Origin of the sequence: Pseudomonas sp. MWU13-2517 (genome assembly GCF_023242545.1) — a bacterium.
Lineage (GTDB): Bacteria > Pseudomonadota > Gammaproteobacteria > Pseudomonadales > Pseudomonadaceae > Aquipseudomonas.
In genome coordinates this window covers 57,842-80,817 of sequence record NZ_JALMFA010000015.1, presented here as the reverse complement: position 1 = coordinate 80,817, position 22,976 = coordinate 57,842, and the positions used below count along the sequence as shown (strand labels likewise).

The window sequence follows — 22,976 nt, the reverse complement described above, 5'->3', positions numbered from 1 at the left end:
CAGGTCCAGGAATTACAGATCAGGTGCAGACCTTATCATGCCGGAGGGGCGCTTGCCTTCAGGCTGCCAGAAAGTAAGAAGCCTCCCAGCTATTAGACTGGAAGGCTTCGCGGCGGTAACTGCCTTTGCCCTTGCCGGCGCGTTCCTGACGGCTGCGGAACAGTGGCTGGGCGATGATGGATTTGGCCTTGTTGGGGCCATGCTTAGATGGCTTTTTGCTCATGATGATGGTTCTCGATAGGTGGGCTGGAGCGGGCCAAATCATCTGCCGAAGCCAGGCGGCTGTAAAGCCTGTAATTGTAAGCACGATCAAAATGTGGAGTTTGGGGTAATGCCAGTCAGTTAAGCGATAGAGCGGACAACGAGTAACCTGTGGCGAGGGAGCTTGCTCCCGTTGGGCTGCGTAGCAGGCCCAGTCTTTTCAAGCCCAAAGCTGGGGCCGCTTCGCGACCCAGCGGGAGCAAGCTCCCTCGCCACAGGTTACTTTTTGGCCTTTCTCCTTCTTAACTGACTGGCATCGGGAGTTTGGGGGGCTTTTGAAAGGCGGGTTATTCAGCCGGCAATGCCAGGCGCTGGCCAGCCATCAGCAATGACAATCGGCTCAGGCTCATCCAGGGCGAACCTGCCGCCTGGCCCTTGATCTGCGCATCGATGCGTTGCGCCTCCAGCAGAAGCTGCGCCCAGCGCTGCGCCGAGTGCCGCTGCAGGGCTTTGCTCATCAGGGGTTTGCGTTTGTCCCAGACCGGTGGCCGGGCCTGGCTGAAAGCTCTGTCCAAGGGCGTACCCTGGCTGTATTGCAGGGAAATATTGGCCAACACCCGCAACTCCCGGGCCAGGGCCCAGAGGATCACCGGTGGTTCTACCCCCTCGCCGCGCAGCCCTTCGAGCATGCGCAGGGCGTGGGCGGGTTCACCATTGAGGATCGCATCCACCAGCCCGAACACGTCGAAGCGAGCGCTGTCAGCGACCGCGCCTTGCACGGTTTCAACCGTGATCTGCCCATCTTCGGCCATCAGCTTGAGCTTTTCGATTTCCTGGGCGGCGGCAAGCAGGTTGCCTTCGACCCGGGCCGCGATCAGCTCGACGGCGTCTTGTGTGGCCGACAGCCCCGATTGGGTCAGTCGTTGACGAATCCATTGCGGTAACTGGCTGCTGTCTACTGGCCAGATCTGGATGAACTGGGTCTGTGCCCCTTCCACCAACGCCTTGCCCCACTTGGTCTTTTGCGCGCTGCCATCGAGCTTGGGCAGGCTGATCAGCAAGACCGTGTCCTCGGCGGGGCGTGAGCAGTATTCCATCAAGGCGGCCGCGCCCTTTTCGCCGGGTTTGCCCGAAGGCAGGCGCAGTTCCAGCAGGCGTTTTTCGGCGAACAGCGACATGCTCGCGCCGGCTTGCAGCAGCGTACCCCAGTCGAAACTGGCGTCGGCACTGAATACCTGGCGTTCATCGAAGCCCTGTTGGCGCGCAGCCGCGCGAATGGCATCGGCGGCTTCCTGGCACAGCAGCGGGTCATCCCCACTGACAATGTAGACAGGCGCGAGCCCACCCTGCAGATGTTTGGCGAGTTGTGCGGGAGCGAGTTTCATAGGCGGGGCGAACGGGGCGCCTGGGGCGCCCCGTATGGCTTACTCGGCTGGTACTTCAACAGGCGACTGTTTAGGCGTGTTGTTTTCATACTCTTGCGCGGCTTTCAGGGCGTCGGCATCAGCCTTGGCCTTGTTGTCAGCCGTCTGTTGCAGGGCTGCGAGTTTTTCCGGCGTCAGCTGTTGCAGGCGGACCATCAGGCGCTGGATCAGCTCGCGACGCATTTCCTTGCGCACCTGGATGATTTCCGAGTCCGAGCCCACCAGGTTGTTGCCATCGTGGCTGACGACCTTCTGCACTTCCACCTTATCGCCCATCAATGGCAACTGATCGCGGCCACGCAGTTCATACACGACTTTGGTGTTCAGCTCGATGTCCGACGCACGACCGGCACTGGCGTAGCTGAGGTTGCGCTGGGTTTCTTGCTCATCGATCAGGTTCAGCTTGTAGGTCGCACCGTTGTAGACGTGCACGCCGCTGTTTTCCAGGGTCTGGCGCAGTTGCTTGACGGTTTCGCCGTAGGCGTTGCGGGCGCTGAGGTCGAGTTCCTTGAGCGTCAGCTCGTTGGTGCCGGTACCGCGCAGCTGGAAGCCGCAAGCGCTCAGCAGCACGGCAAGGCCCATTACCAGCAGGTTGCGTTTGATCATTTTGTTGCTCCCCTTGAAACCATATGGGCCTTATCGAGGCCCTGAAGGCTTTGTTCGACGCGGAGCTCAAGCCCCGCGCCCGATCCGATTAGCTAGCGACGATATTGACCAGTTTGCCAGGCACCACGATCACTTTGCGGATCGTCAGCCCTTCGGTAAAGCGCAGCACGTTTTCGTTGCAGCGCGCTGCCGCTTCGACTTCCTCGCGAGAAGCGCTGGCCGGCATGTCGATCTGGCCACGCAGTTTACCGTTGACCTGAATCACCAGTTGCAGCGTGTCCTGTACCAGGGCGCTGTCGTCCTGGACTGGCCAGCGTGCATCGATGACCGCGTCGCTGTGGCCCAGGCGGCTCCACAGTTCGTGGCTGATGTGCGGCGTGATCGGCGCCAGCAACAGGGTGACGGTTTCCAGGCCTTCCTGGATCAGCGCACGGTCCTGTTCGGTGGCTTGCGGTGCTTTTTCCAGCACGTTCATCAGCGTCATCACCTGGGCGATGGCGGTGTTGAATTTGTGGTTCTGGCCCACGTCCTGGCTGGCTTGGCGGATGGCCAGGTGGGTGCTGCGGCGGATGGCTTTCTGCTCATCGCTCAAGGCGGCAACGTCCAGCTTGCCCGGCAGCCCTTGGCTGACATGGGCGTGCGCCAGGCGCCAGACGCGCTTGAGGAAGCGGTGCGAGCCTTCGACGCCGGAGTCGGACCATTCGGCGCTCATGTCGGGCGGCGAGGCGAACATCATGAACAGGCGGCAGGTGTCCGCACCGAACTGGTCGATCATCGACTGTGGGTCGACGCCGTTGTTTTTCGACTTGGCCATCTTCTCGGTGCCACCGATTTCCACCGGCAGGCCGTCGGCTTTCAACTTGGCGCTGATGACCTTGGCTTTGCTGTCGCGCTCAAGCTCGACATCCGCCGGGTTGAACCAGGTGTAGGCGCCATTGGCCTCGCGGCGATAGTAAGTCTCGGCGATCACCATGCCTTGGGTCAGCAGGTTCTTGAATGGCTCATCGGAACTCACCAGGCCTTCGTCGCGCATCAGCTTGTGGAAGAAACGCGCGTACAGCAGGTGAAGAATGGCGTGTTCGATGCCGCCGATGTACTGGTCCACCGGCAACCAATGGTCGGCCGCAGCTTTTTCCACCAGGCCGCCTTCATAATGCGGCGAGGCGTAGCGGGCGTAGTACCACGAGGACTCGACGAAGGTGTCCATGGTGTCGGTTTCACGCTTGGCAGGCTGGCCGCATTTCGGGCAGGCACATTCGTAGAACTCGGGCATGCGCGCCAGCGGCGAACCGGCGCCATCCGGCACCACGTCTTCCGGCAGTACCACCGGCAACTGGTCTTCCGGCACCGGCACGTCACCGCAGCTTTCGCAGTGGATGATCGGGATTGGGCAGCCCCAGTAGCGCTGGCGGCTGATGCCCCAGTCGCGCAGGCGGAACTGGGTACGCGAGGCACCGAGGTTTTTCTTGATCAGTGCAACTTCGATGGCGTCGAAAGCGCCTTGGAAATCCAGGCCATCGAACTCACCGGAGTTGATCAGCGTGCCGTGCTCGCCGTAGGCGTCTTGCCACGGGGCCGGGTTGGTGTCGCCCGAGCTGGTGCGCACCACGGATTTGATCGGCAAGTTGTACTTGTTGGCGAACTCGAAATCGCGCTCGTCGTGGGCCGGTACAGCCATTACTGCGCCATCACCGTAGTGCATCAACACGTAGTTGGCGACCCATACCGGCAGCTTCTCGCCGGTCAGCGGGTGTTCGACGAACAGGCCGGTTGGCAGGCCTTTTTTCTCCTGGGTGGCGACGTCGGCTTCGGCCACGCTGCCGCCTTTGCATTCGGCGATGAACGCTTGCAGCTCAGGGTTGTTCTGCGCGGCCTGGGTGGCCAGCGGGTGTTCGGCGGCCACGGCAACGTAGGTTGCGCCCATCAGGGTGTCCGGACGGGTGGTGAAGACTTTCAGTGCGCCCGCTTCGCCGATCGAATCGACGTTGTAGGGGAACTGCACTTCCATGCCCTTGGATTTGCCGATCCAGTTGCGCTGCATGGTCTTGACCTGCTCCGGCCAGCCCGGCAGGTCGTCGAGGCTCGACAACAGTTCATCCGCGTAGGCGGTGATCTTGAAGTAGTACATCGGGATTTCGCGCTTTTCGATCAGCGCGCCGGAACGCCAGCCGCGACCGTCGATGACCTGCTCGTTGGCCAATACGGTCTGGTCGATCGGGTCCCAGTTCACGGTGCCGTTCTTGCGGTAGATCACGCCTTTTTCGAACAGGCGCGTAAACAACCATTGTTCCCAGCGGTAGTAGTCCGGCTTGCAGGTGGTCACTTCGCGGGACCAGTCCACTGCCAGGCCCAGGCTGCGCAGCTGGGTCTTCATGTAGGCGATGTTTTCGTAGGTCCACTTGGCGGGCGCCACGTTGTTTTTCATCGCGGCGTTTTCCGCCGGCATGCCGAAGGCATCCCAACCCATGGGTTGCAGGACGTTCTTGCCGAGCATGCGCTGGTAGCGGGAAATGACGTCGCCGATGGTGTAGTTGCGCACGTGCCCCATGTGTAGCTTGCCGCTGGGGTAAGGGAACATCGATAGGCAGTAGTAAGTCTCCTTGCCTGGCTGTTCACTGACTTCAAAGGACTTCTGCTCGTCCCAGAAGGTTTGGGCGGCATTTTCTATTTCACGGGGCTGATATTGTTCGTGCATGGCTACTTTTGAACTGAATAGGGGTGGCCTAATCCTCTTCGGTACAACATTCAGGTTGATCGACACCAAACAGCGGCGCGTCCGTGCCCAAACCCTGCGGGAAGTGGAGTTACAGGAAGCGCCGTAGCATACATGACCCCACTCTATCGAGGGAAACCCTGATTGCGCGGTCGAGGCCGTCTGTCGCGGCACCGGGCAGGCGTAGCCATGGAGACTACGCTGTTTATTGGGGAGCAAGTCTTTCTTCAATGAGGTGAGGGGATGGTTGAATCGCAGCGAACCTTAACGAAACCGCAGTTGTATGAGGGGCTGATCGACCGATTGGGTCGGGCACTGGATGCTGCAAAAACCGCAGGCCGATTGCGTGATGAGCGGCCTCTGGAGCTGGAGTTGCGGGGCTTGAGCCAGGCGGAGCTTGAACTGATCAAGTGCTACCTGGAAATGAATCACCAGCGCGCTTCTTCTGAACAGGCTTCCCCGCCTTCTCAAGAGTCGCCGCGTTCAGCCAAGGTGATCTGGCTGAGGGACGTATCCGCCGGTCGCAGAGTCGACAAGCTTCGGGCCGTAAGGTGCAAGTGAAATAAACCCAGTGCTATCCGTTGGTCTTCTCGAAATGTGCTGGTAAAGATTGTCGCTGAACTGCGTTGCATCTAGGCTTCGGGCATCTTTGGAGATGCCCGATGCCTTTTCGTTATTTCATCAAACAACTATTGCTGCCGCCCGGTATTTTTTTGCTATTGCTGGCGTTCGCCTGGTGGATTCGTCGCAGTCGCCCGCGCCTGGCAGGGTTCTGCTTTGCTCTGGGGTTGGGGGGCATGTGGCTGATGAGCCTGCCAGTGGTGGTGCAATGGGGAGCGCACGCATTGGAGACCGAGCCGCCCTTGGCCCGGGAAGACTGGGCAACCCTGGCCCAGCGGGCCGATGCAATTGTGGTATTGGGCTCTGGACGTGAGCGTGGCGACCTTGCGTGGGGCACCGACCAGCCAACAGGCATAGGCCTTGAACGCCAGCGTTATGCCGCACGACTGGCCAAGGCGTCAGGCTTGCCGGTGCTGACCAGCGGTGGTTTGCACTATGGAACGCCGCCCAGTGAGGCCGAGCTGATGGCTGTGTCGATGCAGGATGATTTTGGCGTCACTGTGCGCTGGAAGGAAGAGCGTAGCCGTACCACGTGGGAAAACGCACAGATGAGTGCTGAGATCCTGTTGCCCGCGGGTATCAAGCGTGTGGTGGTGGTGACCCAGGCCTGGCATATGCCGCGTTCGGTCTGGAGCTTCGAGAAGGCCGGTTTCACGGTGGTGCCGGGGCCTGTGGGGTTTCTCGGGGTCGACAACGCGCGACCGCTCGGCGGCTGGATGCCCGAGTTCAAGTCGGTTTGGCAGAGCGGGCAGTTGATCAACGAAGCCGTGGGGCAGGTGGGCTATCGGTTGTTTTACCGCTGAGCCTTCTGATTAAAATGCAAACAGAATGTAGGAAGGGGCTTACCCCTTCCCACATGGTGTTGCGTTGGCTGTCAGACGGTCTTGGACATCCGGCCGGCCAGCAGCGCCCAGCCAAACAGCAGCACGCACACAATGATCAACGGCCACGAACGCCACTGCAGGTACGGCGTCAGGTTGTGCATCGGCACGACCTCTCCGTAGAGAATCCCGCGCTCGAATTGTGGGATCTGCGCGGTGATCTGCCCGAATGGATTGATCAGGCCGGTCACGCCGTTATTGGTGGCGCGGATCATCCAGCGACCGGCTTCCAAGGCCCGCATCTGCGCCATTTGCAGGTGCTGCAACGGGCCGATGGAGCGGCCAAACCAAGTGTCGTTGCTGATGGTCAGCAGCAGGTCGCTCTGGGCCGACAGGCTTGCGGCAAACTCCGGGTACACCACTTCATAGCAAATGAACGGCGCAAGGTGATAACCCTTGGCCTGGAGCATGGCCTGGTCAGAGGGGCCTCGGGCGAAGTCCGACATGGGCAGGTCGAAGAAGGCGATCAGCCCGCGCAATACGTCTTGCAGCGGCACGTACTCACCGAACGGCACCAGTTTTTGCTTGAGGTAGGTGCCGTCGCCTTCGCCCACGACAGTGATGCCGTTGAAGTAGCGCTTCTGGTGATGGACTTCCTGGCGAATCGGTACGCCGGTAATCAGCGCGGAATTCCGCTCGGCGGCGAACTTGCCCATCATGGCCAGGTAACCCTCGACGGACTCCTTGAGCACCGGCACCGCGGTTTCCGGCCAGATCAGCAGGTCAGTCCGCTTGGCGCTGAAGCTCATGTCGCGGTACAGCGCCAACTGCGCATTGAGCTGCTCAGGGTCCCACTTCATGCTTTGTTCGACGTTGCCCTGGATGGCGGCCACGCTCAGGGGGGCGCCGGAAGGGGAAGTCCACGCATGGTGTTTGAGTGCCAGGCCGATGGCCCACGGTGCAACCAACAGCACCAGGCCTGCGCCGATAAAGGCATTGCGCTTGCTTGCCAGCAGACGGGGCAGGTTGCACAGCAGGGCCGCCGTCAGCGCCAGGGCAAAGGAAATCAGCCACATGCCGCCCAGTGGGGCGAGGCCGGTGAGCGGGCCGTCGAGCTGGCTGTAGCCGGAGTACAGCCAGGGGAAGCCGGTGAGAAACCAGCCGCGGAAAGCTTCCTGACCGACCCACAACGCAGCAAAGGTCAGGGCATCCGCCAGGGGTGCCTCGTTGCGGCGCAACCAGCGTGCCCACAGCCAGGCGGGCAGGGCGAAGAACCAGGCGATGGCGGCGGTAAACAGCAGCATCAGGAAGCCGGCCAGCAGCACCGAAGCGCCGCCGAAATGGTGGATGCTGTAGTAGATCCAACTGGTGCCGGCACCAAACAGGCCGAAACCGAAACACCAGCCACGGCCCAGGGCCTGACGTGGTGTCAGTTCCCGTAGGCCGACATAGAACAACCCCGCGGCCACCAGTGCAAATGGCCACAGGTCGAACGGTGCCAGTGCCAGGGTAGTGAGGGCGCCGGCCACCACAGCCAGCAAATTACCGGGCCAGCCGGGGGCGAACAAGCGGCGCATATCAGTCCTTAGCGGGCAATAGGGGTCAGGCGGATCAAGTGGATGCGACGGCTGTCCGCATTCAGGATGCGGAAGCGATACGCACCGATTTCGGTGGTTTCGTTACGCTTTGGCAGGTGTCCGAACGCATTCATCACCAGGCCGCCCACCGTGTCGAACTCATCGTCGGAGAATTCGCTGTCGAAGAACTCGTTGAAGTTCTCGATCGGCGTCAGCGCCTTGATCAGGAAGTCACCGCTGGGCAGGGGTTTGATGTAGCTGTCTTCTTCGACGTCGTGTTCGTCTTCGATGTCGCCGACGATCTGTTCCAGCACGTCTTCGATCGTCACCAGGCCCGCTACTCCACCGTATTCGTCGATCACAATGGCCATGTGATTGTGATTGGCGCGGAACTCGCGCAGCAACACATTCAGGCGCTTGGATTCGGGCACGAAGGTGGCCGGACGCAGCAGGTCCTTGATGTTGAAGTTGTCGCCGTTCTCCTTGAGGATCAGCGGCAACAGGTCCTTGGCCAGCAGGACGCCCATGACGTCGTCATGGCTTTCACCGATCACCGGGTAGCGCGAGTGCGCCGAGTCGATCACGGCCGGGAGGAATTCCCGTGGAGTCTGGGTCGCCTTGATGCTGATCATCTGCGAGCGCGGAACCATGATGTCCCGTACTTGCAGGTCTGCGACCTGGATGGCGCCTTCGACGATGGCCAGTGCTTCGCTGTCCAGCAACTTGTTCTGATGGGCCTCGCGCAGCAGCTCAAGCAGCTCCTGGCGGTTTTTCGGCTCGTGGGCAAAAGCCTGGGTCAATTTACCCAGCCATGACTTCTGCCCGTTGCTCGATCGGTCTTCGCTCATAGCGATTACTCTGAATCCTTTGTCGTATTGGTTAAGTGTTGATCAGCTTTCGTCATCTGCATAAGGGTCAGGGTGACCCAATTCTGCAAGCAACGTTTGTTCCAGTGTTTCCATTTCCTCGGCTTCGTCATCGTCTATATGGTCGTAACCCAAGAGATGCAAGCAGCCGTGGATGACTAGATGGGCCCAGTGGGCTTCAAGTTCCTTTCCCTGCTCCCGTGCTTCGCGCTCCACCACCGGCACGCAGATGACCAGGTCACCCAGCAAGGGGATATCCAGTAGTTCATCCGGTACGTCGGCGGGGAAGGACAGCACGTTGGTGGCGTAGTCTTTTTGACGCCAGGTGTGATTCAGTTCACGGCCTTCGGGCTCGTCCACCAGGCGGATGGTCAGCTCCGAGTCGGCGGTGCGCTGGCGCAGGGCCAGGGCGCACCATTGGCGGAACAGTTCTTCACTGGGGGCAGGGGCTTCGGTGGCCAGCTGCAGGTCTAGCTCAAGCATCGTGGCGAGCGTCCTTGGCCGGTGCGTCGCCCTGGTGCTCGAAGCGCTCGTACGCTTCGACGATGCGCTGCACCAACGGGTGGCGCACTACGTCCTTGGGCATGAAGTGAGTGAAGCTGATCCCGGGCACATCCTTGAGTACCTCGATCACCTGGCCCAGCCCCGATTTTGTGCCCTTGGGCAGGTCGACCTGGGTGATGTCACCGGTGATCACGGCCGTGGAGCCGAAACCGATACGGGTCAGGAACATTTTCATCTGCTCGACGGTAGTGTTCTGACTCTCGTCGAGGATGATGAAGCTGTTGTTCAAGGTACGGCCACGCATGTAGGCCAGCGGGGCGATCTCGATCACCTGGCGCTCGATCAGCTTGGCCACGTATTCGAAGCCGAGCATCTCGTAAAGTGCGTCGTAGAGCGGGCGCAGGTACGGGTCGATCTTCTGGGCCAGGTCGCCGGGCAGGAAGCCGAGTTTCTCGCCAGCCTCGACCGCCGGTCGCACCAGCAGGATGCGGCGTACTTGCTCGCGCTCCAGGGCGTCCACCGCACAGGCCACGGCCAGGTAGGTCTTGCCGGTACCGGCGGGGCCGATGCCGAAGTTGATATCGTTGCCGAGGATTTCCTTGACGTACTTCTGCTGATTCAAGCCACGCGGGCGAATCATGCCCTTTTTGGTGCGCAGGGCCACGCTGGCTTCGGCCACCGGGTTGTTGGCCAGGTCTTGCACCGCCGATTCCTGCAGGTACAGGTGCACCGTTTCCGGCGACAGCTCACTGCCCTTGGTTTCGCGGTAGAGACGGCGCAGCAGGTTTTCTGCGGACGTGGTGTGTTGGGGTTCACCAATCAGTTCGAACTGATTGCCGCGATTGCGGATCTCGACGCTCAGGCGTTGTTCGATCAGGCGCAGGTGCTCGTCGAACTGTCCGCACAGGTTGGCGAAACGGCGAGCCTCAAAGGGCTCGAGGAGAAAACGATGGGGTTCTACTATGGGTGCGTTCAAGGTCGCTTTTAGCCGCCCTTTGGCTGTTGAGGTGAAAGAGAGGATAACGCCAGAGGCGCGGGTACGAAAGCACTTATATATCCCGAGTGTGGCGCGGTTCTTACAGGGGAACGGGCTTGCCCGCGAAGGCGGTGGGTCAGCCGATAGAGGTATCAACCGATCAACCACCTGCGCGGGCACGCCCGCTCCCACATTTTGATCTGCGCCAGTCAGTGATACCGAAGGGTTATTGAATCAACGACCCGCGCAACGAATGGGGCTGCGCCGCATCGATGTGCACGTCGGCGAATTGGCCGATCAGGGTGGGAGTGTCGCAGCGGAAGTTGACGATTCGGTTATTCTCGGTACGGCCTTGCAGCTCTCCCGGGTCTTTTTTCGAGTAGTCGGTAACCAGGATGCGCTGGATCGAACCGACCATTTGTCGGCTGATCTCGAAGCCTTGCTGGTTCAGGCGATGCTGCAGTGCATTCAGGCGCTCTTTCTTCAGCGCTTCCGGGGTGTCGTCCGCCAGATCGGCGGCCGGGGTGCCCGGGCGCGGGCTATAGACGAACGAATAGGAGAAGTCGAACCCGACGTCTTCGATCAGCTTCATGGTCTGTTCGAAGTCTTTTTCGGTCTCGCCTGGGAAGCCGACGATGAAGTCCGAGCTGATGCAGATGCCCGGCACCGCCGCACGCAGTTTGCGCAGCTTGGATTTGTATTCCAGGGCGGTGTGGTTGCGTTTCATGGCTGACAGAATGCGGTCCGAGCCCGACTGCACCGGCAAGTGCAGGTGCTTGACCAGCTCCGGCACTTCGGCGTGGGCCTGGATCAGGCTGTCGGAGAACTCCAGTGGATGCGAAGTGGTGTAGCGAATGCGCTCGATGCCGTCTACTGCAGCCACCACGCGGATCAGCTCCGCCAGGTCGGCCAGGCGCCCGTCGTGGGTCTGGCCGCGATAGCCGTTGACGTTCTGGCCCAGCAGTGTCACTTCGCGCACGCCGTTTTCGGCCAGGTGGATGATTTCCGACAGTACATCATCAAACGGCCGGCTGACTTCCTCACCGCGTGTGTAAGGTACTACGCAGAAGGTGCAGTACTTGCTGCAGCCTTCCATCACCGACACATAGGCGCTTGGCCCGTCGATGCGCGGCTCGGGCAAGTGGTCGAATTTTTCGATTTCCGGGAACGAGACGTCGACCTGCGGCAGCTTGGTCACGCGGGCGGCGTCGATCATTTCCGGCAGACGGTGCAGGGTCTGTGGGCCAAAGACCACGTCGACATAAGGTGCGCGGTCGCGGATCGCGGCACCTTCCTGGCTGGCCACGCAGCCGCCGACGGCAATCACCATGTCCGGGTTGGCCAGTTTCAATTCACGCCAGCGGCCCAGTTGGGAATACACACGGTCCTGGGCCCGTTCGCGAATCGAGCAGGTGTTGAGCAGGATCACGTCGGCATCTTCGGCGCGGGCGGTGACTTCCAGGGCCTGGTGTTCGCCCAGCAGATCGACCATGCGCGAGCTGTCGTACTCGTTCATTTGGCAACCGTGGGTTTCGATGTAAAGCTTCTTGGCCATGGGGATCGTCAACTGGTGGTAAAGAACCGCGCATTATAGGGGGCATGCCCATTGGTTCCTAGCGTTGTGCATCGGGTGGCATGCTATAGTTCGCGCCCCCTTTTATATCCCCGATGTGTTGTTTGCCCACCATGACCAAACGTGAAGCTCCAATCTACAAGGTGATTTTCCTTAACCAGGGCCAGGTGTTCGAAATGTACGCCAAGCAGATCTATCAAAGTGATCTGTGGGGCTTCCTGGAGGTAGAAGAGTTCGTCTTTGGCGAGCGCACCCAGTTGGTGGTCGATCCAGGCGAGGAAAAACTCAAGGCGCAGTTCGAAGGTGTGGTGCGCAGCTTTGTGCCCATGCATTCGATTGTGCGCATCGATGAGGTGGAGCGCCTGGGCACACCGAAGATCAGCGAGGCCCGGGGCGTGAGCAACGTCATGCCGTTTCCGATGCCGATGCCAGAGAAGTAAACGCCTGGATTCTGTCGTGTGCGGGGCAAGCCCGTCTCACGACGGAAAGCCGTTTCTGATCAAGGCAGGGGGGAGAAGGGCGAGCGCCCATCGGCACTCTGCAATTCCTGCAGGTAATTGCGGAAGATCTGGCCCAGCACCTGGGTGGCTACTTCCAGCTCATCGCGCTGCATGTGTTCGGCGACTTCGTCGGCGGTGTCCAGCGCGTCTTCGGCTCCGTTGACCGCGGCCATTTTCAGCACGATATACGCCTGCACGTTATTGGCCGGTACGCCTTCGCCTTTGAAGAACATATTGCCCAACTGGAATTGCGCCTGGGCATGCCCCTGCAGCGAGGCTTTCTCAAAATAGCTCAAGGCCAGGTTGAGGTCGCGAGCGGGGTTCTTGCTGTCGTGGTAGTACTCGCCCAGCTCGTATTGCGCCTGTGCATCACCGCCATCGGCCTGTTTCTGGCACGCGCTCAGCGCTTCGGCCTGGCTGTCGGGCTGTGTATTGAGGGTGCAACGACCCATCGCTGGGATTAACAACGAGTTGCCGCCTGCTTGTGCATGTGCCAGCAGCGGCTGAAGGAGCAACAGGCAGCCCAGTACCAGGGTGCGGCCGGTGCGTTTCATGGGAATCGACTTACCTCTGACGGGGCGCGCGGACCCTCGGGGAGTCCAATGAGCGCGCATTATGAAATAAGCAGGCCCTTGCTTACAAAGTCTTTACTCGATTTTCTGCTGCATGGGCAAGTTATCTGCCGGATTGCAGGTAGATTCTCGAAAAAACAAGGAAAAGTCTGTAGGCAAAGTAGTAAATCAGGCGTCGCCCAAGGCAACGCCTGACTTGTTGCGGCTGTTATTTCAATGCGGCAAAAGCACGCTCGGCAGCATCCAGGGTCAGTTTCAATTCGGTTTCGCCATGGGCGATCGAAGTGAAGCCGGCTTCAAAGGCACTCGGTGCCAGGTAAACACCGCCTTCCAGCATCAGGTGGAAGAAGCGCTTGAACAGGTCGGCATCGCTGCCCATTACGTCATCAAAGGTGACGATGTCGTCGGCACCGCTGAAGTACAGGCCGAACATGCCGCCCGCCTGGGTGGTGACGAACGGGATACCCGCCGCATCGGCGCGCAGTTGCAGACCATCCAGCAGCCGGGTGGTGTAGTCGGTCAGCTCGGCGTGGAAGCCCGGGCGGCTGATCAGGCGCAGGGTGGTCAGGCCGGCAGCCATTGCCAGCGGATTACCCGACAAGGTGCCGGCCTGGTAGACCGGGCCCAACGGTGCGATGTGTTGCATGATTTCGCGTTTGCCGCCGAAGCAGCCTACCGGCATGCCACCACCGATGATCTTGCCGAAGGTGCTCAAGTCCGGCGTGACGCCGTAGTGAGCCTGGGCGCCGCCAAGGGCCACGCGGAAACCGGTCATCACTTCATCAAAGATCAGCACCACACCGTGTTTGTCGCACTGCTCGCGCAGGCCTTCAAGGAAGCCTGGCGCCGGTGGTACGCAGTTCATGTTGCCGGCCACCGGTTCAACGATGATGCACGCCACCTCTTGGCCGACTTCATTGAGCATCTGCTCCACGGCGGCGATGTCGTTGAACGGCAACGTCAGCGTGTGTTTGGCGAATGCCGCCGGGACGCCGGCCGAGCTTGGCACACCCTGGGTCAGCAGGCCGGAGCCGGCTTTCACCAGCAGGCTGTCGGAGTGGCCGTGGTAGCAGCCTTCGAACTTGATGATGCTGTCGCGGCCGGTAAAACCGCGGGCCAGGCGGATCGCGCTCATGGTGGCTTCGGTGCCCGAGCTGACCATGCGCACCATTTCCATCGATGGCACGATGGCGCACACCAGGTCAGCCATCTCGGTTTCCATGGCGGTCGGCGCGCCGTAGGACAGGCCGTGTTCCAGTTGCTTGCGAACCGCGTCAAGCACGTCCGGATGGCTGTGGCCGAGGATCATCGGGCCCCAGGAGCCCACGTAATCCACATAGCGCTTGTCATCTTCGTCGGTAACGTAGGCGCCTTCGGCATGCTTGAAGAACAGCGGCGTGCCGCCCACGCTTTTGAACGCACGCACGGGGGAGTTCACACCACCGGGGATGTGTTTCTGGGCATTGGCAAACAGCGTTTCGGAACGGGACATGATTAGGCTCTCTGAATTCAGGCGTGTTTTCTATTTAGAAGGTCGTTGAACGCGCGGGCGCGGCGCGTGACCTCCTGGGTGCTGTCGGCCCCAAACAGGCCGTGCACCACTGCCAGCAGGTCGGCACCGTGGGCCACCAGCGGTTCGGCGTTTTCAAGGGTGATGCCACCGATCACGCAGATCGGCAACTGCAACTGTGTGCGGGCCTGGGCCAGCATTTCGACGGTGGCCGCGGGGGCACCAGGCTTGGTGTTGGAATTGAAGAAACGGCCGAAAGCGACATAGCTGGCGCCCTCCCTGGCGGCCTGTTCCGCCAGTTCTATCTGGCTGTGGCAGGTGGCACCGATGATTGCCTTGGAGCCCAACAGCGCACGGGCCGGAGTCAGTGGGCCATCGGTCTGGCCCAGGTGCACACCGACGCCCAGGCGCGCAGCCAATTCGGCGTCGTCATTGATAATCAGCTGGGTCTTGTAGCGCGAACATAGCTCTCGCAGCTTTTCGGCTTCACGCAGGCGCCGCGCGTCATCGCTGCTTTTATCGCGGTACTGCAACAGGGTCACGCCGCCGTCCAGCGCTGCTTCGACGTAGGCGAGGAATTTGCCGGCCAACAGTTGGCTGTCGGTTATGGCATACAGGCCACGTAGTTTCATCGGGCAGGCCTCTTGCTTTTAAGAACTGAAAGTTACGAGCAGAAATCCAGCGGCAGCCGGCGCGGCACGAACTGGCCCTGGCCGAGTTGTTCGGCGTCACGCAGGGTGCGCCAAGTGTAGTTGAGTGCCGACTGCACGGCACTGGCCAAGCCTTCGCCCTGGGCGATCCGACCGGCGAGCGCACTGGCCAGCGTGCAACCCGAGCCGTGGTAACTGCCGGGCAGGCGCTGGCAGGTAAAGGTCTGGCGCGTGCCGTCGCGGCTGTATAGGCGGTTGTGCACTTCGTGTTCGTCGCCATGGCCGCCGGTGATCAGCAGATGCTTGATATGGGGCAACAGTTTCTCGGCGCATTCGTCCGCCGTACCGTCAGGCAACTCGGCGAGGATGCGTGCTTCAGGCAGGTTCGGTGTGGCAATCAGCGACAGCGGCAATAACCGCTCACGCATCGCGTAGCCCACCTCGTCCTTGCCCAGGCTGCCACCGCCGCCGGCGCGCAGCACCGGGTCGCACACCACCGGCAGGTGCGGATGCGCCTGCAGCAGTTCGACCACTGTGTCGACCATCGCGGTAGAACCCAGCATGCCCAGTTTGACGGCCGCCACTTCGGAGTCGCCGAGCACGGCATTGGCCTGGGCCAGCACCCATTCGCGGTCGAGCACGCGGAAATCAGTGACGTTGACGGTGTTCTGCACGGTCAGGGCGGTGACGGCCGGGGCCGCATGGCAGCCTTGGGCGAGCAGGGCTTCGATATCTGCCTGCAGGCCGGCGCCACCACTGGGGTCGTGGCCGGAGAGACAGAGGACAACGGGACGGGAGCTGTAGATATTCATGGTGCGCGAGCTTACCACCAAACGCTTTTTGCGTGGCTGTCGGGCTTGGGGGGAATTTGATGCTTGGAAACAACCTGAGTACGGCCCACCAGTTAGCCGATTGAATGCTGTCAAAAGCGCTGAAAGCCTCGCGATAGAGCCTTTCAAAAAATTATTTCAATAGTGTCCAATGGCCTTTACTGGCTATGCTAGAGTGGATCGAAACAACTTACGGTATCGCCGGTGTACGTCTACTCAAAAGGAAATGGGGGGCTTTTGACATAACCGAACAGGCCACGCTGGGGCTCTATGCGCTATTTGCTGATCTTATTGTTGTGCGGGCTGCCGATGCTCGCCAACGCCGTCGACTTCGATCAGGCGACTCGAAGCCTCCCTCTGGGCCGGGTCATGCAAGTGCTCGAAGACCCAACGGATGCCCTCACCATCGCCCAAGTCAGTTCCCCTGCCTACGCCGCCCAGTTCAAGACCCATGACAAAGCCACCCTCAATGCCGGCTATTCGCGCTCGGTGTTCTGGCTCAAGGTCGATTTGCATTACGTCGCCCAAGACCCCCGTGCCCCGCGCAGCTGGTTTCTGGAACTGGCGTATCCACCACTGAACCACTTGGACCTGTACCAGAACGACGGCACCGGTACCTACCGCCTGACGAGCCGCACGGGCAGCGCGCTGCCGTTTTCCAGCCGTGAGGTAGGCCATAGCAACTACCTGTTCAAGCTCAACTTCGTGCCCGGCCAGCAGGAAACCGTGTATCTGCGCCTGCAAAGTGAAGGGTCGATCCAGGCCCCGTTGACGCTCTGGGCCGGCACCGCTTATCTGGAGCAGCAGCCGCTGCGCCTGTATGTGCTCGGGGCAATCTATGGCGTATTGCTGGGGATGCTGGTCTACAACCTGTTCATCTACTTGAGCGTACGCGACACCAGCTACCTCTATTACATCCTCTACATTGCCTCGTTCGGGTTGTATCAACTGTCGGTCAACGGCGTGGCGGTGCAGTATTTCTGGCCGAATAACCCGTGGTGGGCGAATGCGGCGGTGCCGTTCCTGATCGGCTCGGCAGCGTTATTCGGCAGCCTGTTTGCGCGCAGCTTCCTGCACACGGCGCAGCACAGTCGCTGGCTCAACCGTCTGTTGCTGGGGTTGGCGGCCTGTGGCGCGGTGGTGATGGTGCTGGCGCTGCTGACCAGCTACGCGCTGGCCTTGCGCCTGGCGACCGGCCTGGCGCTGGTGTTTACCGTGAGCATCTTTGTCGCGGCCATCAAGGCCTGGTTCTGTGGCCAGCGCATGGCGCGTTATTTCATCATTGCCTGGTCGGCGTTCCTGCTGGGCGGGGTGGTCAACACGATGATGGTGCTGGGCTACCTGCCCAATGTGTTCCTGACCATGTACGCCAGCCAACTCGGCTCGGCCATCGAAGTGGCCCTGCTGTCCCTGGCCCTGGCGGATCGCATCAACGGCATGCGTGAGCAACAAGCGCAAATCCTCTTCGACGCCAGCCAGAAGCTCGAAGTGCTCAACCAGCAATTGGCTCGCAGCAACCGCCTCAAGGATGAGTTCCTCGCCACCCTGACCCATGAATTGCGCACGCCGATGAATGGTGTGATCGGCTCCCTGGAGCTCATGCAGACCGTGCCGCTGGACGATGACTTGGCGCAATACCAGCAAACGGCTGCCGGCTCGGCGCGGGACATGATGCGCATGGTCAACGGCATTCTCACCTTGACCGAACTGCAAGCCGGGCGCCTCAGCGCCCAGCCTCGGCTATTCAGCCTGCGCGGGACCCTTGATACCTTGCGCCAGCAGTTCAGCGCTATTGCCCAGAGCAAGGGGCTGGAGTTCTCCATTGATGTCGCGGATGAACTGCCGGACCGTGTGATCGGTGACGCGGGCAAACTCACTCAGTGCCTCGATTGCCTGCTGGACAATGCATTCAAGTTCACCCACGAAGGCAGCGTGCGCCTGCGCGTGGTAGGCGTGCCTCACGCGGATGGCAGCTTGCGCTTGAGCTTTATCGTGACCGACACCGGTGTCGGCTTCGCCTTCCTTGACGAGGCCACGCTGTACCAGCGCTTCTTCCAACTCGATGGCTCGACGACCCGCCAATACGGCGGCCTGGGTATCGGCTTGGCGATTTGCCGGCAACTGATCGAACTGCTGGGCGGGCGCCTTACCCACCATTCCGAGCCGCGCAAAGGTAGCCGGTTCCAGTTGGAGGTAGAGGTCAGCGCAGTGCCGCCTGAACCGAAAGTGGCGCCCGACAGGCAGCGTGCACCTCAGGATTGCGCGGTGCTGTTGGTGGACGACAACAGCGTGGGCCAACTGGCGGTGCGCGGTATGTTGCTCAAGCTCGGTTACCGCGTAAAAACCGTGGACTCCGGCCCGTCAGCCCTGGCCATCCTGCAAGATGAAACCTTCGATGCCGTGTTGCTGGATGTGCCCGAAGGGGGCTTTTCATTGTGCTGTCAGATTCGTGCATTGCCCGGTTGCGGTGAGCTGCCGGTGATCGCCCTGAGCGCCTCGTTGCAGGCGCCGGAGCGTGAGCGCTGCCACGGCGTCGGTGTCAGCGACCGCCTCAGCAAACCCGTGCGTTTTGACGCGTTACAGGCGGTACTGGAGCGCCGTCTGCTGTGCTCGGTAGAGGGCGAAAGCGCCGGACATTAGGCGCGTATGCCACTTTTTTAAGGCACATGACGGTGCTTAACTGAAACTCCGGCCCTACCGATAGGCAACGTGTAGGAGCGAGTTTGTCCGTGAATGAACCGAGAGCGCCGCGTTAAACCAGACCCGCTGCGTTATCGCGACTTTTTCCCGAGCAAACCGGCTCCCGCCAACAGCCTTGATCGACGTGGCCTTTATTTCAGGAGGCCGGTCATGAACCTGCACTCGTTCGCCGAAACCCACGAAGTCACCAATCAGCCGCCCTCGTTGGACGGCACCAACCTCTATCGCATCGACTTGCCCCTGCAAGACTGGTCGCGCCGCTTCGGCGCCGGCTGGGCACAGGCACGTATCGATGCTTATGGTGCGCTGGCCGGTGGCCCGTTGATGGAAGCCGGGTTCCTGGCGAACCAGAACAAGCCGGTGTTCAGCAGCCATGACCGCTACGGCCACCGCATCGATCTGGTGGAATTTCACCCGGCTTATCACGAACTGATGCGCACCGCCGTGGAACATGGCCTGCCGTCGCTGCCCTTGGCCCATCCGCAGCCCGGCGCCCATGTGGCCCGCGCCGCGATGACCTACCTGCACAGCCAGGCCGAAGCCGGCACGGGCTGCCCGCTGACCATGACCTTCGCCTGTGTGCCCGCGCTGCGCCTGCAACCGGACCTGGCGCAGACCTGGCTGCCGAAAATCCTCGCGACCCAGTACGATCCGCGCAACGTCGGCCTCGCCCACAAGGCCGGCGCCACTATCGGCATGGCCATGACCGAGAAACAGGGTGGCACCGATGTGCGTGCCAACACCACCCGTGCTTATCCGGTAGGCGCGGGCGGGCCCGGGCAAGCCTATGAGCTGGTGGGGCACAAGTGGTTCTGTTCGGCACCGATGTGCGATGCGTTCCTGACCCTGGCCCAGACCGACAAGGGCCTTACCTGCTTCCTGCTGCCAAGGCATCGCCCGGATGACACGCGCAACGAGTTCTACATCCAGCGCCTGAAAAACAAACTCGGCAACTGCTCCAATGCGTCCAGCGAAGTGGAGTTTCGCGGGGCCCTGGCCTGGATGATCGGCGAAGAGGGCCGGGGTGTGCCGACCATCATTGAGATGGTTGCCATGACCCGCTTTGATTGCATGGTCGGCTCCAGCGCCTTGATGCGCCAGGCGCTGACCCAGGCCAGCCATCATTGCGCCCATCGTTCGGTCGGCGGCCGCGTGCTCAGTGAGCAACCGCTGATGCAAAACGTACTGGCCGACCTGGCCCTGGAGAGCGAAGCCTCCCTGGCGTTGAGCCTGCGCATGGGGCGGGCGTTGGACCACCTTGATGACGAGCGCGAAGCCAAGTTCGCCCGGTTGGTAACGGCGGTGGGCAAATATTGGATCTGCAAGCGTGCGCCGGCGATGATCAACGAAGCGGCGGAGTGCATGGGCGGCGCCGGGTATGTGGAGGACAGCATCCTGCCGCGCCTGTACCGTGAGGCACCGGTGAATTCGACGTGGGAAGGTTCCGGCAATGTGCAGTGCCTGGACGTGCTGCGGGCGCTGTCGAAAGAGCCTGGGGTGCTGGAGGCACTGTTTGTCGAACTGGGTAACGGTCACGGCGAACCCCAGCTGGCGCGGCATATCGAACAGCTGAAGTCGGCGTTTATGGACACCCAGGATATCCAGTACCGCGCGCGGCAGTTGACCGAGGATATTGCCGTGGCGCTGCAGGCCAAGTTGCTGCTGGAAGCGGGGAATGCGGCGGTGAGTGATGGGTTTATCGCCAGCCGGTTGGGGGCGTCGTCCGGCCGGGCGTATGGCACCTTGCCGCGAGGGGTGGATGTTGAAGCGATTGTCGCCAGATCCACACCCGGTCTTTCTGAGTAAACGCAGACCAAAGGTGGGTGAGGCTTGCTCGCACATTGACTGCATTCCAACTCCGCTGTTTCAGTGAGGCTGGGATACAGGCAAGATAAAGGCCTGCAAGTCAGAACACAGGATGCTTACCGTGACCGAAGCTTTTGTTGTCGTTCAAACCGCTGAAGAAGCCGTGGATCGGCTGGCGGCCCTTCATGAGCGTGCTACCGGCGCGCTCAATCAGGCCCTCAAGCAATACCTCAAGAACCGCGTCGAGCCTGACGCCGAACAACGCGCACTGTTTCGCTACCCGGAACTGCGCCTGACCTATCACTGCCACGGTGAAGTCCCACAGACCACCCGGGCATACGCCAAGGTCCAACTGCCGGGAACCTACAGCGTTACCGTCACCCATCCTGCCGCGTTCCGTAAGTATCTGCTGGAGCAACTGGTGCCGTTGATGCATGACTTCACCGTGACGGTGGAAGTGGGCGTCAGCCAGCAGAACATTCCCTACCCGTATGTGGTGGAGCAGGGCGACGAACTGGCCGGCTCCGGCGTCACCGCTGCGACCCTGGCCCGCGTGTTCCCCAGCACCGACCTGTCCGCCGCCACCGACGGCATCGCCGATGGCCTCTACGACTGGGAAAACACCGACCCGCTGCCTCTGGCGCTGTTCGATGCAGCCCGCGTGGACTTCTCCCTGCGTCGCCTGGTGCACTACACCGGCAGCGACTGGCGCCATGTGCAGCCATGGATTCTGCTGACCAACTACCACCGCTATGTTGACCAGTTCATCCTGCATGGCCTGGAGCAACTGCGCAGCGACCCACGGTTTATCCGCATGGTGCTGCCGGGCAACGTGGTGATCGACAAGAGCATGGACCACGGCGAAGCCTCGGCGATTGCCGCCGGTGTGGTCTGGCACCGCTACCAGATGCCGGCCTACCACCTGCAGGCCACCGACGGCCACGGTGTGACCCTGGTGAACATCGGCGTCGGCCCGTCCAACGCCAAGAACATCACCGACCACCTGGCCGTGCTGCGCCCCCATTGCTGGCTGATGATCGGCCACTGCGGCGGCCTGCGCCAATCCCAGACCATCGGTGACTACGTACTGGCCCACGCCTATATGCGCCGCGACGGGATTCTCGACCGCGTGGTGCCGCCTAACATTCCGATCCCGGCCCTGGCCGAAGTGCAGTTGGCGCTTCAGCAGGCGGCCGCGAATGTCACCGGCGAGAAGGGCGAAGAGCTGAAAAAACGCCTGCGTACCGGCACCGTACTCACCTACGACGACCGCAACTGGGAGCTGCGTTGGGCCCAGGAGCGGCCGCTTATCAACCTGTCCCGTGCCGTGGCGGTGGACATGGAAAGCGGTACCATCGCCGCCCAAGGCTATCGCTTGCGCGTGCCTTACGGCACCTTGCTGTGTGTGTCGGACAAACCGTTGCACAGTGAGATCAAGCTGCCAGGATCGGCCAACGCATTCTACGAGCGTGCGGTCAGCCAGCACTTGAAGATCGGCATCGAGGCGGTAGACCTGTTGCGCACCGAACTCAACTCGTTGCATTCACGCAAACTGCGCAGCTTCGACGAACCGCCGTTCCGCTAAGCGGTTGGGATGGTCATTTAGCGGTCAGGCCACTAGCATTGTCGGCCCTGACCGTTAGATGTTCCTTTGCCATGTCCCGTCCCGTTCGCCCCGATTCGCGCCGTCCTGGCGTGAAACCACCTTATTCCGCTGCGCGGCGTGTCGCCAAGGCGCCGCCGGCCGAGCCGAAGTTGGTCCTGTTCAATAAGCCGTTTGATGTGCTGACCCAATTCAGCGACGAAGGCGGGCGTGCGACCCTCAAGGATTTTATCGACATCCCCGGTATCTACCCGGCGGGCCGCCTGGACCGTGACAGCGAGGGTTTGCTGCTGCTGACCAACGACGGCCAGCTGCAGGCGCGGATTGCCGACCCCAAGCACAAACTGGCGAAGACCTACTGGGTGCAGGTCGAAGGCGAACCCACCGAAGAACAGCTGCAACGCCTGCGTGACGGTGTGGAACTCAACGACGGCATGACCCTGCCTGCCCAAGCGCGCCAACTGGATGAGCCCGCGTTGTGGCCACGCAACCCGCCCGTACGCTTTCGCAAAAGCGTGCCGACTCATTGGCTGGAACTGGTGATTCGTGAAGGGCGCAACCGCCAGGTACGGCGTATGACCGCGGCGGTGGGGCTGCCGACGCTGCGCCTGGTGCGCGTGCGCATTGGTGAGTGGTCTATCGACGGCCTGGATCAAGGCCAATGGAAGGAAGTACCGGCGCGCTTATAAAGCACCGGATTCGATCAGGCCGATCACCACGCTCTTGATGATGAACGCGGCCACGCCCAGGCCCAGCACGAAAAACAGGATAAACGAACCAAAGCGCCCGGCCTTGGACTTCTTCGCCAGGTCCCAGACGATAAAGCCCATGAAAATAATCAGAATGGTGACCAGGCCAGTCATCATCCATTCTTCAAACAGGGCAGGGTCGATGTTGTTCATGGGCTCTTCCGAGGGGCGGCA

The 22,976-nt window shown here is 61.2% G+C and carries 21 protein-coding genes; 7 read left to right on the top strand and 14 right to left on the bottom strand.

Going from position 1 to position 22,976, the window contains the following annotated elements; all coding sequences use genetic code 11:
• Window positions 1-58 precede the first annotated feature (58 nt).
• The 4 genes from arfA to leuS all read right to left on the bottom strand — a co-directional run bounded on the left by arfA (window position 59) and on the right by leuS (window position 4,926).
• Window positions 59-223 carry an alternative ribosome rescue factor ArfA gene (gene arfA, locus M5B97_RS21320; RefSeq protein WP_003176285.1) on the bottom strand — a complete coding sequence of 55 codons (165 nt, stop codon included), beginning with the start codon at window positions 221-223 and terminating at the stop codon, window positions 59-61.
• 325 nt (window positions 224-548) lie between these two features.
• A complete protein-coding gene (gene holA / locus M5B97_RS21315) occupies window positions 549-1,586 on the bottom strand; it encodes a DNA polymerase III subunit delta (protein WP_248732594.1) in 1,038 nt (345 codons plus the stop codon).
• 39 nt (window positions 1,587-1,625) lie between these two features.
• Entirely contained in the window at window positions 1,626-2,231 is a 606-nt protein-coding gene (lptE, locus tag M5B97_RS21310) for an LPS assembly lipoprotein LptE (RefSeq protein ID WP_123717423.1), read from the bottom strand.
• 88 nt (window positions 2,232-2,319) lie between these two features.
• The gene (gene leuS, locus M5B97_RS21305) at window positions 2,320-4,926 is read right to left on the bottom strand and encodes a leucine--tRNA ligase (RefSeq protein WP_123717424.1); all 2,607 of its coding nucleotides are present in this window, start codon (window positions 4,924-4,926) and stop codon (window positions 2,320-2,322) included.
• Between the two features lie 261 nt (window positions 4,927-5,187).
• Here leuS and M5B97_RS21300 point away from each other — a divergent pair, with 261 nt between their 5' ends.
• Window positions 5,188-5,505, top strand: a complete 318-nt coding sequence (locus M5B97_RS21300; RefSeq protein WP_123717425.1) for a hypothetical protein — start codon at window positions 5,188-5,190, stop codon at window positions 5,503-5,505.
• 101 nt (window positions 5,506-5,606) lie between these two features.
• Window positions 5,607-6,368, top strand: a complete 762-nt coding sequence (locus M5B97_RS21295; RefSeq protein ID WP_248732593.1) for a YdcF family protein — start codon at window positions 5,607-5,609, stop codon at window positions 6,366-6,368.
• Between the two features lie 71 nt (window positions 6,369-6,439).
• Here M5B97_RS21295 and lnt read toward each other — a convergent pair whose 3' ends face one another.
• From lnt to miaB, 5 genes are all read right to left on the bottom strand, one after another.
• The gene (lnt, locus tag M5B97_RS21290) at window positions 6,440-7,963 is read right to left on the bottom strand and encodes an apolipoprotein N-acyltransferase (RefSeq protein WP_248732592.1); all 1,524 of its coding nucleotides are present in this window, start codon (window positions 7,961-7,963) and stop codon (window positions 6,440-6,442) included.
• 8 nt (window positions 7,964-7,971) lie between these two features.
• Window positions 7,972-8,811: an HlyC/CorC family transporter gene (locus M5B97_RS21285; protein WP_017735641.1), complete on the bottom strand. Its 840-nt coding sequence runs from the start codon at window positions 8,809-8,811 to the stop codon at window positions 7,972-7,974.
• A 42-nt stretch (window positions 8,812-8,853) separates the two neighbouring features.
• Window positions 8,854-9,312 (bottom strand): rRNA maturation RNase YbeY, encoded by a 459-nt coding sequence (gene ybeY, locus M5B97_RS21280; RefSeq protein ID WP_248732591.1) that lies wholly within the window; start codon window positions 9,310-9,312, stop codon window positions 8,854-8,856.
• A complete protein-coding gene (locus M5B97_RS21275) occupies window positions 9,305-10,309 on the bottom strand; it encodes a PhoH family protein (protein WP_123717429.1) in 1,005 nt (334 codons plus the stop codon). Before M5B97_RS21275 ends, ybeY begins: the two co-directional genes overlap by 8 nt.
• A gap of 226 nt (window positions 10,310-10,535) precedes the next feature.
• Window positions 10,536-11,864, bottom strand: a complete 1,329-nt coding sequence (miaB, locus tag M5B97_RS21270) for a tRNA (N6-isopentenyl adenosine(37)-C2)-methylthiotransferase MiaB (RefSeq protein WP_123717430.1) — start codon at window positions 11,862-11,864, stop codon at window positions 10,536-10,538.
• 131 nt (window positions 11,865-11,995) lie between these two features.
• Here miaB and M5B97_RS21265 point away from each other — a divergent pair, with 131 nt between their 5' ends.
• Entirely contained in the window at window positions 11,996-12,322 is a 327-nt protein-coding gene (locus M5B97_RS21265) for a DUF1820 family protein (RefSeq protein ID WP_003236992.1), read from the top strand.
• Between the two features lie 59 nt (window positions 12,323-12,381).
• Here the strand turns inward: M5B97_RS21265 and M5B97_RS21260 are convergent, their stop codons facing one another.
• From M5B97_RS21260 to M5B97_RS21245, 4 genes are all read right to left on the bottom strand, one after another.
• Window positions 12,382-12,936, bottom strand: coding sequence for a tetratricopeptide repeat protein (locus M5B97_RS21260; protein WP_123717431.1), 555 nt, complete (start codon window positions 12,934-12,936; stop codon window positions 12,382-12,384).
• A 226-nt stretch (window positions 12,937-13,162) separates the two neighbouring features.
• Complete coding sequence (gene hemL / locus M5B97_RS21255) at window positions 13,163-14,446, bottom strand: glutamate-1-semialdehyde 2,1-aminomutase (RefSeq protein WP_123717432.1); 1,284 nt, start codon at window positions 14,444-14,446, stop codon at window positions 13,163-13,165.
• Window positions 14,447-14,463: 17 nt separating this feature from the next.
• Window positions 14,464-15,096: a thiamine phosphate synthase gene (gene thiE / locus M5B97_RS21250; protein ID WP_134660545.1), complete on the bottom strand. Its 633-nt coding sequence runs from the start codon at window positions 15,094-15,096 to the stop codon at window positions 14,464-14,466.
• 32 nt (window positions 15,097-15,128) lie between these two features.
• Entirely contained in the window at window positions 15,129-15,926 is a 798-nt protein-coding gene (locus M5B97_RS21245; protein ID WP_134660546.1) for a hydroxymethylpyrimidine/phosphomethylpyrimidine kinase, read from the bottom strand.
• A gap of 288 nt (window positions 15,927-16,214) precedes the next feature.
• Between M5B97_RS21245 and M5B97_RS21240 the strand changes: the two genes are divergently transcribed.
• The 4 genes from M5B97_RS21240 to M5B97_RS21225 all read left to right on the top strand — a co-directional run bounded on the left by M5B97_RS21240 (window position 16,215) and on the right by M5B97_RS21225 (window position 22,742).
• The gene (locus tag M5B97_RS21240; protein WP_248732590.1) at window positions 16,215-18,584 is read left to right on the top strand and encodes a hybrid sensor histidine kinase/response regulator; all 2,370 of its coding nucleotides are present in this window, start codon (window positions 16,215-16,217) and stop codon (window positions 18,582-18,584) included.
• A gap of 210 nt (window positions 18,585-18,794) precedes the next feature.
• Complete coding sequence (locus M5B97_RS21235) at window positions 18,795-20,450, top strand: acyl-CoA dehydrogenase family protein (RefSeq protein WP_248732589.1); 1,656 nt, start codon at window positions 18,795-18,797, stop codon at window positions 20,448-20,450.
• Between the two features lie 112 nt (window positions 20,451-20,562).
• Window positions 20,563-22,035, top strand: a complete 1,473-nt coding sequence (gene amn / locus M5B97_RS21230; RefSeq protein WP_167659697.1) for an AMP nucleosidase — start codon at window positions 20,563-20,565, stop codon at window positions 22,033-22,035.
• 71 nt (window positions 22,036-22,106) lie between these two features.
• The gene (locus tag M5B97_RS21225; protein ID WP_134660550.1) at window positions 22,107-22,742 is read left to right on the top strand and encodes a pseudouridine synthase; all 636 of its coding nucleotides are present in this window, start codon (window positions 22,107-22,109) and stop codon (window positions 22,740-22,742) included.
• On the opposite strand, the gene M5B97_RS21220 is transcribed toward M5B97_RS21225, so the two are convergent.
• Window positions 22,737-22,946, bottom strand: a complete 210-nt coding sequence (locus M5B97_RS21220) for a DUF2788 domain-containing protein (RefSeq protein ID WP_025999909.1) — start codon at window positions 22,944-22,946, stop codon at window positions 22,737-22,739. The two genes, M5B97_RS21225 and M5B97_RS21220, sit on opposite strands and share 6 nt — an antisense overlap.
• Window positions 22,947-22,976 lie beyond the last annotated feature (30 nt).